Raw genomic sequence first — 18,236 nt, 5'->3', positions numbered from 1 at the left:
GTCCTTCGTCCAAAACAAATAATATTTCATTAATTTGCCGTGTCAATTAAAACCTGGCAATTCTACTTAATGTTAAATCAAAAGAAAAAGATAGCCGTTATTGGCGGAGGCAGCTGGGCCACGGCTAATGTTAAAATGCTGGCTGATAATACTACCGAAAAGGAAATTTTTTGGTGGATGCGTAACACGCAGGCCGTTGAGCACCTGCATAAATTTGGGCACAATCCCAATTATTTAAGCTCGGTTGAAATTAAACTGCCTAAAGAAAACATATCCGGCAATCTGAAATCGCTTATACGCGTTGCTGATTTCATTTTACTAAACGTACCGGCCGCCTTTTTAAAAGAAGCGCTTACGGGCATTACCGCCGAAGATTTAGCCGGGAAGAAAATGGTGTCGGCAATAAAGGGTATTGTACCCGATGAAAATTTAATTATCGGGGAGTTTTTGAACCAGAAAATGGGTGTTTCTTTTGATGACTTTGTGGTAATTAGCGGGCCTTGCCATGCCGAAGAGGTGGCGCTTGAAAAACTATCATACCTCACCATTGCATCGCGCGACGCTGCCCTGGCTGCCGAATTTGCCGGCATGATTAATACCCGTTACATCAAAACCATTGTATCTGACGATATTTATGGCACCGAGTGGGGCGCTGTTTTAAAAAATGTATATGCTATAGCAGGCGGTATTTGCCATGGCGTAGGCTATGGCGATAATTTTCAGGCGGTGCTGATCTCAAACGCCATACGCGAGCTGGAAAGGTTTGTTGCCGAGGTACACCCCATTAACCGCGATATTAAGGAATCGGCCTACCTGGGCGATCTGTTGGTTACTGCCTACTCGCAGTTTAGCCGTAACCGTACTTTTGGCAATATGATAGGCAAAGGTTATACGGTAACATCGGCCCAGCTGGAAATGAATATGATAGCCGAAGGATATTATGCAGTAAATTGCCTACAGCAGGTTAACAAACAGTACAAGGTAAATATGCCCATTTGCGATGCCGTTTATGCTATTTTGTACCAGAAACGTTCCCCGGTAATTGAAATGAAGATTTTGGCAGAAAAATTGAGTTAGTTATTTTATTAATAACTCAATTTACTTACCATGAAAAATCTATTCAGGATTGCAATATTCGCTGCCGGATCATTTATGATGTCGCCGGTTATTGCACAAACTCATAAGGACAGTACCCTTGGTCATAAAATAAATAAAACCGCTAAGGATGTTGGCCATAAAACAAGTGTAACGGCCAAAAAAGTCGGCCATAAAACCTCGGAGATAGCGGCCAAAGGTGCATCGGCAGTAGTTGATAAAAAGTTTGAAGGAAAGGTAGCGCCCGGTGGGCAAACTATTTATATCGACAAAAACTCGTATTACTATTACATCAACAAAAAAGGGCACAGAGTTTATGTTAAAAAATCGGCCCTTATTGATAAACCTGCTCAATAAAAAATTAGTAACTTACATTGCCCTGTAAAAGCAATGTAAGTTTAAAAACCCTGTCATGAAAAAATACCCTTTAATTTTTGCGTACGCATTTTGCGCATTAATATTGTTTTCCTTTGCGTGCACTACCAACCAGGTTAATAAAAAGTTGCTGGGCAAGTGGCAATCAAAGGATGGTGAAACAAAACTGGAAATAACCGAAAAAGGTTTTACCACCGATGACGGGAAGCCGGTTACCGAGGATTATTTTGTGACGAACGATACAATTTTTACATCGTATGAGGGGAGCCGGCCATATACTAAATTCCTGATAAAAAACCTGGACGATCATAAACTTACACTCCTTTACCCCGACTCTGATATTGTTGAGTTTACCCGTTAAAAACTAAGTTTAAAGTTGCGAGCATTAGGTTCTGATAATCATAGACTTGAAAACTCGTCGAATACCGAGCAGCCCAGCTGGAAAAAACAGTAATGGCATCATCGGAGCTCTTGTAGAGGCGCATCACATGCGCCTTCCGCCAGACAGGTTCGATTTACATGTGGGAGACGCATGTGATGCGTCTCTACAAAAAAAACAGCATTAATAATCAATACGTTAGAATCATGTCATACGAGTAACCACCAGGATAAGCCTGGAAAAAACGAGGATGACGTGCTGGCTTTAGGGGCTCACAACAACCATGTCATTGCGAGCGTGGCGCGGCAATCGCGAACTGTGCAGGTCCGCTCTGTATAGCATGCGATTGCTTCGTGCCTCGCAATGACATAGATTATATTAAAAAACAGTACTGATAATCAGCAGTTTGCAAACACGTCATTATAAGGAGGTACGACGAAGTAATCCCCAAAATACAGAGCGGATTTGCACAGCTACTCTGTAAATCGAGGATTGCTTCGTACCTCGCAATGACGGGGAAGAGGTACTTAACTAATACCGTTAAAAAACAAAAGCCTTCATAACTGCTGGCGGCAGTTGAAGGCTTCGTTAACAAAACTAAACTAAAACTAATGCTTCCCTACCAGGGGAAGCTCACGAAAACTATCTTTATTAGTATCAAGTAGTTAGTATCAAGTATCAAGATAGCTCCAGGTTGGCCGCTGATGTCTTGCTACTTGATACTTATTACTTGATACTTTTTAGAATCTTCTTTTACGTTCCGGGCGATCTTCGCGGGGTTTGCCCGAGAAGTCACGGAAGCCACCACTACGACGATCGCCGCCGCCTGAGTTGCTTCTTTCGCCACCACGGTAACCGCCACCGCCTTCTCTGCGTTCGCCACCACGGTAACCGCCGCCGCCTTCGCGACGCTCGCCACCTCGGTGACCACCACCACCGCTTTCACGACGGTCGCTTGTGCCTTCGCCAGATACTTCTATCCGTACAGGGCGGCCTTTGTATTCGGCATCCTTAAAGCCGGCGCTCACTTTTTCAACATCCTCGTTTGGAACCTCGAAGAAAGAATAAACACCCTTAACATCTATTTTACCAACACTACGGCCGCTAATTTTTGATGTGTTGCAAATGTAACCCAGCAAGTCGCCGCGGTTAAACTCGTCTACAGAACCTAAGTTTATAAATAAACGGGTGTAAGCAGATGGTCCGCTTGATGCACCACGCTCGCCACGGTCACCGCGATCGTCCCTGTCTCTGCGGCCTTCTTCAACGTTTGCGTTAAGGTCTGGCGCGTTTTTGTAATAATCAAGGAAACGGTTAAATTCAATTGATGCAAAGCGTTTTATAAACTCTTCTTTGCTCATATCCTTAAACTCATCCATAATACGCGGGATGTATTGCTCAATCTGCTGCTCATTAACCTGTACGTTATGTACTTTATGAACAATTGAGAATAATTGTTTTTCGCAAACATCAAACCCGGTTGGTATTTCGGCTTTAACAAAGCGTTTACCCAGGGTGCGCTCAATCTGGCGTATTTTACCTAATTCTTTGGCGTTGATAATGCTGATAGATACACCTGTTTTACCTGCACGGGCTGTACGGCCGCTACGGTGGGTGTAGTTTTCAACCTCATCTGGTAACGAGTAGTTAATAACGTGTGTTACATCATTAACATCAATACCACGTGCGGCAACATCGGTAGCAATTAACAATTGCAGGCTGCGCTCGCGGTAACGTTTCATCACCTTATCGCGTTGCTGTTGTGACAGGTCGCCATGTAACGAATCGGCATTGTAACCGTCTTTTATCAGGGCTTCTGCAATATCCTGTGTTTCAATTTTGGTACGGCAAAATACGATACCAAAAATATCAGGATTAAAATCAACAATACGTTTAAAAGCGGCATACTTATCACGGGCACGTACAATATAGTACTCGTGCTCAATGTTGGCATTGCCGGTGTTTTTTGTGCCCATGGTAAGCTCAAATGGCTCATTCATGTACTTTTTCGCTATACGGCGAACTTCAGTTGGCATGGTGGCCGAAAACAGCCAGGTTTTTTTCTCGTCCGGAGTGGTAGATAAGATATTATCAATGTCTTCCTGAAAGCCCATATTGAGCATTTCATCAGCTTCATCCAATACTACAAATTTTACCTTCGAAAAATCTATCGCCTTACGGTTAATGATATCAAGCATACGGCCCGGAGTGGCCACAACGATCTGTACGCCGCGTTTAATCTGGCGTAACTGATCCATGATGCTTGCTCCGCCATAAACGGCTACAACGTGAACGTTGTCCATTTTTTTGGAGTAATTTTTAATGTCGTTCGTGATCTGTAAACAAAGTTCACGTGTTGGGCATAAAACAAGTGCCTGTGGATGATTTTCTTCAAAATCCAACAGCTCTAATAATGGTAGGCCAAAGGCAGCAGTCTTACCGGTCCCGGTTTGGGCTAATCCGACAAAATCGTTGCTGCCTGTTAACAATACCGGAATTGACTGTTCCTGGATTGGCGTTGGGTTTTCAAACCCTAACTCAGAGATGGCATTAACAATATCATGACGGATTCCCAGTTGAATAAATGGGTTCATGAATTAAAATAACGAATTTGGCAACATCGCCAAATCGGGCGCAAAGATAGCGTTAATATTTTGCAAAAGCAATACTTGGCTGGTATTAAATAAAATATGCAATTGTATGAAAATTTGATAGTTACAGCTTTTGATGCGGTAAACAGGTGCGCTGTTTTGAAATTCCTTTTGGTGAACAGGTTTTTTTATGTAGGTTTAAAGCCGTTAATTGACACAGGAATGAACGATCTGGAAATATATTTTAAAAATAATACCGAACGCGTTATATACAAATGGGCCCATTACTTTGATGTTTATGAACGTCATTTTAGTAAATACAGGGGTAAGGATATTGTGATTTTGGAGATAGGCACACTACATGGCGGCAGTTTGCAAATGTGGAAAAGCTATTTTGGCGATAAAGCAAAAATTTACGGTATTGATATAAACCCAAATTGCAAAGCCGTAGAGGAGGAGAATATTAAAATACTGATAGGCTCGCAAACCGACCGTAATTTCCTGAAACGGGTTAAGGAAGAAATACCCCCGATTGATATTTTAATTGACGATGGCGGCCACACCATGCTGCAGCAGATTATATCATACGAGGAACTGTTTAATCATGTAAAACCCGATGGTGTTTACCTTTGCGAAGACATTCATACCTCATACTGGTTAAAATACGGCGGCGGCCATAAAAGACGCGGCACCTTTATTGAATACTCTAAAAACTTTATTGATAAACTTAACGCTTACCACTCGGTAGAGAAATCATTAAAGGTTGATGATTTTACCCGCTCGGTAAATTCTATTCATTATTATGATTCGATAGTTGTTATAGAGAAAAAACCAACACCACAGCCCACCTCTTCAAAAACAGGCACCATAACTACTCCTTTCATGAACATGGAAAAGCATGGGTTAGCTAAGGTGAAGAAAAATGCCGGCTATCGCCTAAAACATATCTGGAATATAGTAACCGCTTTTTTTAAGCTGCCATTTAAGAAGGGGAGCTTTGATTACTCGTAGAAGCTGTTTAAAATTAATAAACAGACCGTCGTTTCGAGTACCCACCAGCCGAGCTGGAAAAAACAGTAATGACATGTATGGATACCACAACCGCCTCGTGACCGTCATTGCGAGGAGGTACGACGAAGCAATCCCCAAAGTACAGAGCGGATTTGCAAAGCTACTCTGTAAATCGGGGATTGCTTCGTTCCTCGCAATGACGGACAAGAGGTTTATTTGTAAAAAAAATACATATTACCTTAACCTGTCTGCCGATTTAATCAGCTTTTCATCATTTTTGATGCTTTTAATAGCCAACAGCAACATAACAATGCTTATTGAAGTAAGAAAAAGCCCAACCCCCATTGTTTTGGTACCCAGTTGCACGCCTTCGCCAACAGCTTTTTTAACGGTTTGAGCCATCCAGAAACTATAGCCAAACAATACCAGTATGGCGCTGTAGCAAAGTGCTATTTGCTGTTTGCGGTTTTTAAATAAGAAAATTATAACCAATGGAATAAGTGCCACTATAGCAGTAACGGCGGTAAGCGCCGTGAAAGATTCTATATTTTTATGCGTACCGTTTAAGTCCTGGAAAATGCCGGTAACCATAATGGTTACGGGTACATCATTAACGTACACGTTGTGAGCCAGCGGAAAAAAGTAAAGGGCAAACAACACCAGGCCGGCAAACAACAGGTAAATACTTTGTATTCGTTGTAACATGATATTAAAATTATAAGCGCAAATATAGTGTTGTTAAGTTAAAAAGTATGTAGCAGCAAATTATAAGTTAGTCCTGTTTTTTCCTGATTTTTGTTGATATTTCTTATTTTTTCTCAATTAATACTTGAGATTTTTAACTCAGTACTATCCATTATTACATCCCTTAGGTTATTTTTAATGGCAGTTAAATTTGCTTTTTATGATAATTAATATACTATATTTAAACAAATTTTCCAATTAGCCATTTAGCGATGATCCCGATCCAGAATAATAATTTATCCCCTCAAGAGGTGAAGTTTGAAGATGCACACCTCAAAAAAATATTTCTGGAGCATTTAAACAGTATTTACTGTGGTAAACAGCACCTGGTGGTTTTTTTTGAGGAGATAAAAGCGCTTGCATCTTTACAGTATTTAAAAAATGCCATACAGGATTGTTGCGATGATGCCCAAAATCAATTAGCGCATATAGAAGGTATATTTAACAGCATTAACGAAGACCGGGCAAAGATAAGTGTACTGGGTATGAAAGCCATGACGCTGGAAGCATACCTATCGGCTATTAAAGCCGGTAAAACTCCTATGGAACGCGATGTTTTTATTGTTTTTTATCTGCAGTTGGTTGAAGGTATTGAGGTTACTTATTTTAAGGTTTTAAAAAACCTGGCCAGGGCCATAGGGTACAGCAATACTTTTTTAGATAAGCCATTTAACCAGGCTGTGGAGGATAAAATTATGTTTGAATCTATTTATAAAGAGTATATCAGCGAACCTTCAGGCGGATAGATTTAGTATTTTGGCATAAAATTACGATACGCTAACTTGTTTATTATCAAGTACAAAGGTGTTCCATGCTGTGTTTTTGAAAATAGCTAAAGTGTTGATTGTCAGCAGAAATTGCGTTCCACACCGTTCGGGGCGTACCAGTGTTCCAGCGGAACGCTTTTGTAAACCAATATCAGTGACAAAACAGCATGGATACTTTGACCAAATTATGAATTCCCAAGCCCGGCATAATAATTAACTTTGCCGCGTGACGGGTAAACAACGCTATTTTATTGAACTGGCTTATGATGGTACGGCCTACCATGGCTGGCAGGTGCAGCAAAATGCCCACAGCGTTCAGGCAGCGCTTAACAAAGCGCTGGCAACAATTTTACGCCAGCCAATTGAAACAACAGGATGCGGCCGCACCGATACCGGCGTACATGCGCGTGAGTTTTTTGCACATTTTGATGCCCCCCAACCCCCTGAAGGGGGAGTAAGTGCATTAGAAAGCACCCCTTTCATAGGGCGGGGGCTCAATGCCATATTGCCACCCGATATCGCTATAAAAAACATTCTCCCTGTTCATGAGGATGCGCACGCCAGGTTTGATGCCACGCTGCGATCATACCAATACCATATTCATTTTAATAAAGATCCTTTTTTGAGGGGATACTCCTGGCAGGTGCGCGATGTGCCCGATTTAGAGCTGATGAACCAGGCAGCAGCCATGATCATGGATTATATTGATTTTAGCTGCTTTAGTAAGTCAAATACACAGGTAAAAACCAATAACTGTAAAATTAGCCGGGCCGAATGGGTGCAAACGGAGCAGGGTATGGTGTTCCATATCTCGGCAGATAGGTTTTTGCGCAACATGGTAAGGGCAATAGTTGGTACCCTGATGATGGTTGGCAAAGGCGAAATACCTCCCGAAGCTGTCAGGGAGATCATTGAAAGTAAGAACCGGTCAAACGCCGGTATGAGTGTACCTGCCTGCGGATTGTATTTAACGGAGGTAAAGTACGACTATCTATAGGGGATTATTTCGGATTTCGGAATTTCGATTTCGGAATTGTGGAATAAAGATATTTAAGAATTGTATAATTGTATAAATCCGAAATCGAACATTCGAAATCCGAAATAAAAAAATGTCTGAAGTTACCGGGAAAGCACTTGATTGGAAACTGTTAAAGCGGGTGATGCGTTATGTAAAACCGTACAACACCACGTTTGTTGTGGCGGGACTTTTAACTGTTTTTTTAGCAGTTAGCGCATTGCTGCAGCCTATCCTGATCCAGCGCACGTTGGATGTTAATATCCTGAATGATGATTACGACGGACTGGTTTTTATGGTGGCACTGATGATAGCCCAATTGCTTATTCAAACTGTGGCACAGTATTACCAAACCTACTTAACCAACTCGCTTGGCCAATCCGTGATCCGCGATCTGCGGATAGATATTTTTAACCATATCACCAGTCTTAGGTTAAAGTATTTTGACCGTACACCTATTGGCATGCTGATAACGCGTACCGTATCCGACCTGGAAACCATCGCAGATATATTTTCTGAAGGGCTAATCTCCATCATGGGCGATATGCTGCTGGTATTTGCCGTTATTGGTTTTATGCTTTACCAGGACTGGAAACTGGCCCTGATCACCCTGATCCCAATGCCTTTCCTGTTTGCATCAACCTATGTATTTAAGGAGGCCATTAAATCCTCCTTCCAGGAAGTGCGCACGCAGGTGGCCCAGCTAAATACTTTCCTGGCCGAGCATATTTCAGGAATCAGCATCATTCAGCTATTTGCGCGCGAAGACCAGGAGATGCGCAAGTTTAAAGCCGTAAACCTTAAATACCGGGATGCCAATATTCGTTCAAACTGGTATTACTCTATATTTTTTCCTGTGGTCGAGATCCTGTTTGCCATTTGTATTGGTTTGCTGGTATGGTACGGCTGTAAACGGATGCTGTCTGATAATCAGCTGGCAGCTTTGTCGGCATCAAAAAAAGGTATTACTCCCGGGGTAATTACCGGCTTTATTGTGTTGTTGAACATGCTTTTTCGCCCTATTCGTCAGCTGGCCGATAAATTCAATACCCTACAAATGGGTATGGTTGGGGCCGACAGGATTTTTAAAGTGCTGGATACGGATGAAGTGGCCATTGATAACGGAACACTGAAAACAGGCAGGTTAAAAGGGGATATAGCGTTTGATAAAGTTTGGTTTGCCTACAACGATGAAAACTGGGTGCTTAAAAATATCAGCTTCCACGTAAAGCCCGGCGAAACCCTTGCCCTTGTTGGTGCTACCGGTGCCGGTAAATCATCAACCATCAATATCCTGAACCGTTTTTATGAGATAGGGCAGGGAAGTGTAAAGGTTGACGGACACGATATCCGCGAATACGAGGTGCAGTTCCTTCGATCACAAATTGCTACCGTTATACAGGACGTATTTTTGTTTACCGATACCATTGCCAACAACATCAGCCTCAATAACCAATCTATAACACGTGAGCAGATCATTGCCGCGGCTAAGGACGTAGGCGCACATGAATTTATTGAACGCCTGCCCGGCGGATACGATTATAATGTAATGGAACGCGGAGCAACCCTTTCGGCAGGGCAATCGCAGCTGATCTCCTTCATCAGGGCCCTGGTATATAACCCGGCAATTTTGGTTTTAGACGAAGCAACCTCATCGGTGGATACAGAAACCGAGATCCTGATCCAAAACGCTATCAATAAACTAATGCAGGGCCGCACAGCCATCGTAATAGCCCATCGCCTGTCAACCATTCAAAATGCCGATAGGATCATTGTGCTCGATCATGGCGAGATCATGGAAACCGGTACCCACCAGGAATTGCTAAAAATAGAGAACGGCCATTACAGAAAGCTGTATGATCTGCAGTTTAATTCGGCGGGGATAGCAAGGTAGTCAAGTTGCGTGTTGCGTGTTGCCTGTGGCGGGATGTTTGTTCGGAGAGCTAAACCATCGTCCACCCGCAACCCGAACCTCGCTCCACGCGACTCAATTTTTAGGAACTTCCTTAACCGAATGTACCGGCTGTTCTTCCTTTTCGTGTTTTTTGGCAATATCGCCACCATGGGGTTCATCGGCGTGGTATTGCTTGTCTTCTGTTTTTACCTTGCTTTTACCACCGTTGTCATTTGGCCGGCGGGTTGGCGTATCTGAAGGTGATGGTTTGCCTTTATCGTTTGCTGGCTTTGTCATAGTGGTATAACAGGTAGTGGCTGGCTTTTGTTTATTTCGCCTGAATGTGAATTTGCCGGATTTTATAATTTGCAGAAATGATCAAGGAGTCCGATCAGCATTCTTTACTTCTGTAAATTCTGATCCAATGGTTAATAAATGTTAAAACCACCACACTATTACACCATTAAACAATATTTATAACTAATAAACTTTTACCTTTAAGGCGTGTTTCTTAATTTCGCACGAATATAGATGTGAGGTATTAAGATATGAGACGTAAGACAAGCTCCAAAATGTGGCTGTTTTTTTAATCTCAAATCTCAAATCTCATGTTTCATATCTAAACAACATGGAAGAATTTGAAGCAAGTGCATCGGCAAAAAAAACCAAAACCATATACGTTTCTACCGTATTTGGTATTGCCATGGTATTATTAATGATAGGGCTGCTGGGACTGCTTTTGGTACATGCCAAAAATCTTTCGCGCTATGTTAAAGAAAATATTGTGCTGAATATTTTTGTTGATGATGCCGCGCATGAAACCGATGTATTGCAGCTACAAAAACAATTGGATGGTAACCCTATAGTTAAGCAAACCCAATACGTAAGTAAAGAACTTGCCGCCCGTAACCTTCAAAAGGACCTGGGTGAGGATTTTGTGAAGTTCCTGGGGTATAACCCACTTTCACAATCGCTTGATGTTTACCTTAAGGCCGATTTTGCAAATAATAAGGATATTGAGAAATTTAAAGCCGATCTACTAAAGAATCCCCTGGTTAAAGAAGTAAAATACCAGCAATCGTTGGTTGATCAGATGAATCAGAACCTAACGTCAATCAGTTTGATCATCCTGGTATTTGCGGGCATATTTGTTGTGCTTTCGGTAGCGCTTATAAACAATACCATCAGGCTTGCTATCTACTCGCAAAGGTTTCTTATAAAATCGATGCAACTGGTAGGTGCCACAAAAGGATTTATCCGAAAACCGTTTTTATTTTATGGAATCTGGCATGGCTTGTTAGGCGGTTTAATAGCCATTATTATACTAATAGCTTCACTTTACTTCGCCTACAAGGAAGTGCCCGATTTGGTGATCCTACAGGATTATACAGAATTTGGCGTCGTATTTTTAGGCGTTATCGGAGCAGGGATATTCATATCCGCATTCAGTACATTCCTGGCAGTTAATAAGTTTTTACGTTTAAAAATATACGATCTATATAGATAGGTTAAAGGCGAAAGGTTAAAACTGAAAGGTTTTATACTTCGGGGCTAAATCAACAATTCAATAATTCAATCATTAAAATATACATGGCACAGCAATTTAAACCAACTACGCCTTTAAAAACATCGGCACAGGCAGCTAAACCAACACTTAAAACTACCAGCAACGCGCCGGTTGAATTTATATTTGATAAAGGGAATTACAAGTTTTTAATCATCAGTGTACTGGTGGTTGCTTTTGGCTTTGTGCTGATGTCTGGTACTACAGATATTTATAGCAACACCAAAATAGTTATTGCCCCAGTAGTAGTATTGGCTGGCTTTGGGTTGGGCTTTTACGCGATATTAAAGAAACCAGAAGTAAAGTAAGGTTTTTAGTTAATGAGGTTGATTAAGTGAGTAGTTGATTGGGTTGTCCGTCAACTCCCGGCTTAATTAACCCAATTAACATGATTGCTTTACAGCCATTCCAACTTAATCTACCAATCCTCTAATCCCACCGCCCCCCTAAAAACAATGGATACCATAAAACTTATACACATAATAGTACTTGCTATAATTGAAGGAATAACCGAATTTATACCGGTGTCATCAACCGGGCACATGATAATAGCTTCATCCATAATGGGTATAGCTGCTGACCCTTTTATAAAATTGTTTACCATAGCTGTACAGTTAGGCGCTATTTTATCGGTTGTGGTATTGTACTGGAAAAGGTTTTTTCAAACCGTCAATTTCTATATTAAACTATTGGTGGCATTTATACCGGCAGCAGTGTTTGGCGTGCTGTTTAGCAAAAAAATTGATGCTTTGCTGGAGAGTGCGCTTACCGTAGGTATTACCTTATTAATAGGTGGTGTTATTTTGCTGTTTGTTGATAAATGGTTTAACAAACCCACAGTAAAAGAAGAAAAAGATATCGGCTATTTAACAGCATTGAAGATCGGTTTTTTTCAATGCCTGGCCATGATCCCCGGTACTTCACGCTCGGCTGCATCTATAGTGGGAGGTATGTCGCAGAAGCTTACCCGTACTGCCGCTGCCGAATTCTCTTTCTTTTTAGCTGTACCAACTATGTTTGCTGCCACAGCAAAAAAACTATATGATTTTTATAAGGAAGGTCACACTTTCACCGGCGAAGAAATTAAGTTAATGGCTATAGGTAACGTTATAGCTTTCGTGGTAGCTATGCTGGCTATCAAAACATTCATTACGTTCCTGGAGCGTAAAGGTTTCGTGATCTTTGGTTGGTATCGTATCGTTATAGGTATTGTGATTATCGGTTTGATAGTGAGCGGACATCAGTTGGAAACGATATAGGATCAGTCGCCCAAACCTTCTCCTGAAGGGAGGGCTTTAAAGATTTTCTTAAGTCTCCTCAACCGGAAGAAATTATTCGCAACAGTTAATCATATAATAATGGCGTTTATAAACGCTTCGCCATTAAGAAGGGGCTTGTTGCTGTTATTTCCCTACCTTTGCGGCTTTAATAGCAATAATTGAAGACTACTTATACTAAATTAGAAGAATTTGCCGAAGGTCAGCTTTTGCTGGTTAATAAGCCTTATAACTGGACGAGCTTTGATGTGGTGGGTAAAATTCGCAATTCGTTTAAGCCGCTTAAGTTAAAGGTTGGTCATGCCGGCACGCTTGATCCGCTTGCTACAGGCTTGCTCATCATCTGTACCGGTAAAATGACCAAGCAGATTGATACTTTCCAGGCCGAAGAAAAGGAATATACCGGCACTATGGTGCTTGGTGCAACCACGCCATCATACGATTTGGAAACGGACGTCGATAATAAATTCGACATCAGCCAACTTACCCAGGAACAGCTGCGTAATAACTGCGAACGGTTTATCGGGGATATTCAGCAATATCCACCCGCGCATTCGGCTATAAAAATTGATGGCGAACGTTTATACGAAAAGGCCCGCCGGGGTGAGGAAGTTGAATTGCGCCTGCGTAACGTAACCATCAGCGAGTTTGAGCTAACCCGCATTGAATTGCCCGAAGTTGATTTCAGGGTGGTGTGCAGTAAAGGGACCTACATCCGTTCGCTGGTGAACGATTTTGGAGCAGCTTTAAATAATGGGGCTTATTTATCCAAATTAAGGCGTACACGGAGCGGAAATTACCGGATAGATGATGCGTGGGAAGTGATGGAACTGGTAAATATGATCAGAACTTTAAAAGCGCCTGTTGAGCCGGTGGATGATAATGGGTAATGATTAACCATTTCCCGGTCAAAATATAATGCCCGGTATAGCCAGGTGAACTAAAAAACTAAATTTGCGTTTTTACTCATAAAATGAGGATATATCACAATATTGATGAATTTACAGCGATAAAAAACGCGGTTGTCACCATCGGTACATTTGATGGGGTACATATCGGCCATCGCAAAATTATTGCAGGTATAAAAGAACTTGCCGGCGAGATCAATGGCGAAACTGTTATTCTTACCTTCTTTCCGCATCCACGGATGATATTACATCCCGAGGACGAAAGTTTGAAGCTGATAACCACCATTACCGAAAAAGCCCAGCTGATGGAACAATTGGGCGTAGATCATTTGATCATCACCCCCTTTTCAAGAGATTTTAGTAACCAAACTGCCGAAGGCTACATTCGTGATGTGCTGGTAAACAAGATCGGTACAAAAAAAATAGTGATAGGGTACGATCATCGCTTTGGTAAAGACCGGCTGGGTGGCCTGGATGATCTGCTAAAACTTGGTCCGGTTTATGGTTTTAATGTAGTAGAGATCCCCGAGCAGGATATCGACGAGGTAGCCATTAGCTCAACCCGCATCAGAACGGCGCTGTTAAACGGGCAGATCGACCTGGCAAATACCTTTTTAGGTTACCCTTTCTTTATTACCGGTAAAGTAATCCGCGGCGACCAGATAGGCAGACAATTAGGTTATCCAACAGCTAATATCGTAGTAGAAGAAAAATATAAACTCATCCCATCCGATGGGATCTTTGCCGTAACTGTAAATATTGCCGGCGAAACCTACAAAGGCATGGCCTATATTGGCAGCCGCCCAACGGTAAATGGCCTTACCCGTAATATTGAGGTAAACATATTTGATTTTGATCGGGAGATCTACAATCAGCCCATCAAAATGGAATTTCATCACTATGTTCGCGGGGATGTGAAGTTTGCATCGCTGGATGAACTTAAGGTGCAGTTAGGGCAGGATAAAGTGGATGTGCTGGCACTGCTTTAGCCTCATCCCACTCCTCTCTAAAAGCGAAGGCTTAATAAAACCAGGTGCAATAAGCTTCTGAAAAATTAAAGTCTCGCCAACCCGGGGGAGATTATTCGCTATGTAATTAATTAATTGATATAGATGCTCATGAAGCTTCGCCGTTTAGAGGGGGTTTCGTACCTTTGCCTGTCAATATGGCTCTAATTGTCGCTGTGGCGTAATTATTGAGTTTGTAGGATCATATCAAAATAATATGTTAGATTTTATCAGTAAGCTTTTTGGAAGCAAATCAGAACGGGATGTAAAAAGTATTAAGCCGATAGTTGAAAAAGTAAAGGCTGAATTTACAAAACTCGATAACATCAGTAATGATGAGCTTAGAGCTAAAACAATAGGTTTTAAACAAACCATCGCCGAAGGCCTTTCAGGCATCGACAGCGAGATCCAGGCTATAAAAGATCGTACCGAAAACGAACTTGATATGGATGTAGCCGAAAAGGTTGATCTATATACTCAACTTGATAAGCTGGAAAAAGACCGTAACAAAGAACTGGAAGACATATTGATCAATATATTGCCAGAAGCTTTCGCGGTTGTAAAAGAAACTGCTAAGCGCTTTTCTGAAAATAAAACCATTGAAGTTACTGCAACCGAGTTTGATCGTAATCTTGCCGCGCATAAAAGCAATGTTACTATAAAAGGCGAAAAAGCATTTCACGCAAGTACCTGGCTTGCTGCTGGTAATGAGGTTACCTGGAACATGGTTCATTACGATGTACAGCTTATAGGTGGTATAGTTTTGCACCAGGGTAAAATATCTGAAATGGCAACAGGTGAAGGTAAAACGCTGGTAGCTACACTGCCTGCCTACCTGAACGCATTGGCTGGCCAGGGAGTACACATCGTAACAGTGAATGACTATCTGGCACGCAGGGATAGTGAGTGGATGGGCCCTTTATATGAGTTCCACGGTTTATCAGTTGATTGTATTGATAAACATGAGCCAAATTCTGAAGAACGCCGTGCTGCTTATCTTGCAGATATTACTTTTGGTACTAACAATGAGTTTGGTTTTGATTACCTGCGTGACAACATGACACGTAGTCCCGAAGAGTTGGTACAACGCAAACTGCATTATGCAATGGTGGATGAGGTCGATTCAGTTTTAATTGATGATGCCCGTACACCTTTAATTATATCTGGCCCTATCCCACGTGGTGATGAGCATGAGTTTTATGAGCTGAAACCACGTATTGAACGTTTGGTTAACGCGCAAAAAGCTTATGTAAACAGCGTATTGAACGAAGCCAAAAAAGCAATTAATGATGGTAATACCGATGCAGAGGGTGGTGGTTTGGCTTTATTGCGGGCCTACAGGGGCTTACCAAAAAGTAAGGCGCTTATAAAATTTTTAAGTGAAGGCGGAAACAGGAGCACCCTGCAAAAGGTAGAAAACCACTATATGCAGGATCAGGGTAAGGATATGCCCAAGGTAGATGCCGAACTTTTCTTTGTTATCGACGAAAAAAACAACCAGGTTGAGCTGGCCGAAAAAGGTATCGAACTGATCACCTCATCCGGCGAGGACCCACATTTCTTTGTGATGCCTGATGTAGGCACCGAAATTGCTGAGATTGAAAAATCAACCTTGAGCACCGAAGAAAAAATTGCCCGTAAGGATGAGCTGATGCGTGATTTCTCTATCAAATCTGAACGGATCCACTCGGTTAACCAGTTATTAAAGGCTTATACCTTGTTTGAAAAGGATACCGAATACATTTTGGACGAAGGCAAGGTGAAAATTGTTGATGAGCAAACAGGCCGTGTATTGGATGGCCGCCGCTACTCCGATGGTTTACACCAGGCTATTGAAGCTAAAGAAAATGTGAAGGTAGAGGATGCCACGCAAACATTTGCAACGGTTACCCTGCAAAACTACTTTAGGATGTATCATAAGCTTTGCGGTATGACGGGTACTGCCGTTACCGAAGCCGGCGAATTCTGGGAAATATACAAACTGGATGTGGTAGAGATACCAACAAATACTCCTGCAAGTCGCGAGGACAGGCAGGATTTGGTATACCGTACCATCCGGGAAAAATATAATGCCGTTGCCGATGAGATTGTGAAACTAACACAAGCCGGCCGCCCGGTACTGGTGGGTACCACATCGGTAGAAATTTCTGAACTATTAAGCCGTATGCTTAAGCTGCGCGGTATTAAACATAACGTACTGAATGCCAAAATGCACCAGAAAGAGGCCGATATTGTGGCCGAAGCCGGTCAGGCTGGTACAGTAACCATTGCTACCAACATGGCTGGTCGTGGTACTGATATTAAGCTGGGTGCAGGTGTACAGGCAGCAGGCGGTTTGGCCATTGTGGGTACCGAACGCCATGAATCACGCCGTGTTGACAGGCAGTTACGTGGTCGTGCCGGTAGGCAGGGTGATCCGGGTTCTTCTCAGTTCTTTGTATCGTTGGAAGATAACCTGATGCGTTTATTCGGATCTGAAAGGATCTCAAATCTGATGGTACGTATGGGTATCGAAGAGGGCGAAGTAATTCAGCACTCCATGATCTCTAAATCTATTGAACGTGCGCAAAAAAAGGTAGAAGAAAATAACTTTGGTATTCGTAAACGTTTGCTGGAATACGATGATGTGATGAACTCACAGCGTACTGTTGTCTATACCAAACGTAAAAACGCTTTGTTTGGCGAACGTTTGGATGTTGATTTGAGCAATACCATTTTTGATGTGGTTGAGGATATCACTACCGAATATAAGGAGGCTAACAATTACGAAGGTTTCACTTTAGAAATGATTCGCCTGTTCTCTGTTGATGTGGAGATTGATGCTGATAAATTTGGCGCCAACTCTATCAACGCCCTGGTTGATCATAGCTTCCAAACGGTGATGGATTTTTACAAACGTAAGGGCGATGCAGTTTCTGCACAGGCTTATCCTGTATTAAAAGACGTTTATGATACCCGTGGCCAGTATGTAGAAAACATTGTGGTTCCGTTTAGCGATGGTATTCATGGTATACAGGTTTCTGTTCCGCTTAAAAAAGCAGTTGATAATAAAGGACATGAAGTGTTTAAGTCGTTCGAGAAGAACGTTACCCTTTACCTGATTGATGACGCCTGGAAAGAGCATTTGCGTGAAATGGATGAGTTAAAACAATCTGTACAAAACGCGGTTTATGAGCAGAAGGATCCGTTATTGGTTTATAAGTTTGAAGCTTTTGAACTGTTCCGTGGCATGTTGGCCAATGTGAATAAGGAGATTGTAAGCTTCCTGTTCAGGGGAGGAATCCCGGTTCAGCAGCAGGCAGAAGAGGTGAAGGAGGCAAAACCGCAGCCAAAGCTTGATCTGCGTAAAATGAAAACCACCAAAGCCGAGCTGGTAAACGAAGTTAACGGCATCCCGATGGATGATTTTCGTGAGCAGCAGAAAGCTACACCTGTAAGGGTTGAGCAAAAAATTGGTCGTAATGACCCTTGCCCTTGCGGTAGTGGTAAAAAATATAAAAACTGCCACGGCGTAGGGCAGAATTAGCCCCACCCGGCCTCCCCTGAAGGGGAGGAGGAAAAAAAGAATAACAACACCACGTCATTGCGAGGTACGAAGCAATCCCTAAC

16 protein-coding genes are annotated in these 18,236 nt (G+C 42.2%); 13 read left to right on the top strand and 3 right to left on the bottom strand.

The features are described from left to right. Positions 1-69: 69 nt before the first annotated feature. From AC1DQW_RS07445 to AC1DQW_RS07435, 3 genes are read left to right on the top strand one after another with little or no spacing between them, the layout of a single operon-like run. Positions 70-1,077: an NAD(P)H-dependent glycerol-3-phosphate dehydrogenase gene (locus AC1DQW_RS07445; RefSeq protein WP_477453512.1), complete on the top strand. Its 1,008-nt coding sequence runs from the start codon at positions 70-72 to the stop codon at positions 1,075-1,077. Positions 1,078-1,107: 30 nt separating this feature from the next. Then, entirely contained in the window at positions 1,108-1,452 is a 345-nt protein-coding gene (locus AC1DQW_RS07440) for a hypothetical protein (protein WP_477453511.1), read from the top strand. A gap of 55 nt (positions 1,453-1,507) precedes the next feature. Continuing rightward, complete coding sequence (locus tag AC1DQW_RS07435; RefSeq protein WP_477407264.1) at positions 1,508-1,831, top strand: hypothetical protein; 324 nt, start codon at positions 1,508-1,510, stop codon at positions 1,829-1,831. Positions 1,832-2,589: 758 nt separating this feature from the next. Here the strand turns inward: AC1DQW_RS07435 and AC1DQW_RS07430 are convergent. Continuing rightward, the gene (locus AC1DQW_RS07430; RefSeq protein ID WP_477453510.1) at positions 2,590-4,443 is read right to left on the bottom strand and encodes a DEAD/DEAH box helicase; all 1,854 of its coding nucleotides are present in this window, start codon (positions 4,441-4,443) and stop codon (positions 2,590-2,592) included. Between the two features lie 96 nt (positions 4,444-4,539). On the opposite strand from AC1DQW_RS07430, the gene AC1DQW_RS07425 reads away from it, so the two are divergent. After that, positions 4,540-5,451 (top strand): class I SAM-dependent methyltransferase, encoded by a 912-nt coding sequence (locus AC1DQW_RS07425; RefSeq protein WP_477453509.1) that lies wholly within the window; start codon positions 4,540-4,542, stop codon positions 5,449-5,451. Positions 5,452-5,685: 234 nt separating this feature from the next. Here AC1DQW_RS07425 and AC1DQW_RS07420 read toward each other — a convergent pair whose 3' ends face one another. Further along, positions 5,686-6,156: a DUF4293 domain-containing protein gene (locus AC1DQW_RS07420; protein WP_477453508.1), complete on the bottom strand. Its 471-nt coding sequence runs from the start codon at positions 6,154-6,156 to the stop codon at positions 5,686-5,688. 251 nt (positions 6,157-6,407) lie between these two features. On the opposite strand from AC1DQW_RS07420, the gene AC1DQW_RS07415 reads away from it, so the two are divergent. From AC1DQW_RS07415 to AC1DQW_RS07405, 3 genes are all read left to right on the top strand, one after another. Further along, positions 6,408-6,941 (top strand): DUF892 family protein, encoded by a 534-nt coding sequence (locus AC1DQW_RS07415; protein WP_477453507.1) that lies wholly within the window; start codon positions 6,408-6,410, stop codon positions 6,939-6,941. 247 nt (positions 6,942-7,188) lie between these two features. Beyond that, the gene (gene truA / locus AC1DQW_RS07410; RefSeq protein ID WP_477453506.1) at positions 7,189-7,959 is read left to right on the top strand and encodes a tRNA pseudouridine(38-40) synthase TruA; all 771 of its coding nucleotides are present in this window, start codon (positions 7,189-7,191) and stop codon (positions 7,957-7,959) included. Between the two features lie 112 nt (positions 7,960-8,071). Beyond that, on the top strand, positions 8,072-9,871 hold the full coding sequence (locus AC1DQW_RS07405) for an ABC transporter ATP-binding protein (protein WP_477453505.1): 1,800 nt from the start codon (positions 8,072-8,074) through the stop codon (positions 9,869-9,871). Between the two features lie 93 nt (positions 9,872-9,964). On the opposite strand, the gene AC1DQW_RS07400 is transcribed toward AC1DQW_RS07405, so the two are convergent. Next, positions 9,965-10,168: a hypothetical protein gene (locus AC1DQW_RS07400; RefSeq protein WP_477453504.1), complete on the bottom strand. Its 204-nt coding sequence runs from the start codon at positions 10,166-10,168 to the stop codon at positions 9,965-9,967. 331 nt (positions 10,169-10,499) lie between these two features. Here AC1DQW_RS07400 and AC1DQW_RS07395 point away from each other — a divergent pair, with 331 nt between their 5' ends. From AC1DQW_RS07395 to secA, 6 genes are all read left to right on the top strand, one after another. Further along, complete coding sequence (locus AC1DQW_RS07395; protein ID WP_477453503.1) at positions 10,500-11,378, top strand: cell division protein FtsX; 879 nt, start codon at positions 10,500-10,502, stop codon at positions 11,376-11,378. Positions 11,379-11,461: 83 nt separating this feature from the next. Beyond that, positions 11,462-11,743 carry a DUF3098 domain-containing protein gene (locus tag AC1DQW_RS07390; protein WP_477414811.1) on the top strand — a complete coding sequence of 94 codons (282 nt, stop codon included), beginning with the start codon at positions 11,462-11,464 and terminating at the stop codon, positions 11,741-11,743. 156 nt (positions 11,744-11,899) lie between these two features. Further along, on the top strand, positions 11,900-12,694 hold the full coding sequence (locus AC1DQW_RS07385; protein WP_477453571.1) for an undecaprenyl-diphosphate phosphatase: 795 nt from the start codon (positions 11,900-11,902) through the stop codon (positions 12,692-12,694). A 179-nt stretch (positions 12,695-12,873) separates the two neighbouring features. Beyond that, complete coding sequence (gene truB / locus AC1DQW_RS07380) at positions 12,874-13,602, top strand: tRNA pseudouridine(55) synthase TruB (protein WP_477453502.1); 729 nt, start codon at positions 12,874-12,876, stop codon at positions 13,600-13,602. Between the two features lie 83 nt (positions 13,603-13,685). Continuing rightward, entirely contained in the window at positions 13,686-14,609 is a 924-nt protein-coding gene (locus AC1DQW_RS07375; protein ID WP_477453501.1) for a bifunctional riboflavin kinase/FAD synthetase, read from the top strand. Between the two features lie 235 nt (positions 14,610-14,844). Then, a complete protein-coding gene (gene secA / locus AC1DQW_RS07370; RefSeq protein ID WP_477453500.1) occupies positions 14,845-18,153 on the top strand; it encodes a preprotein translocase subunit SecA in 3,309 nt (1,102 codons plus the stop codon). Positions 18,154-18,236: the final 83 nt, after the last annotated feature.

Source organism: Mucilaginibacter sp. P5_A4, assembly GCF_056400605.1.
Note: the sequence above shows the minus strand (reverse complement) of the source record. Positions and strands in the feature narration are given on the sequence as shown.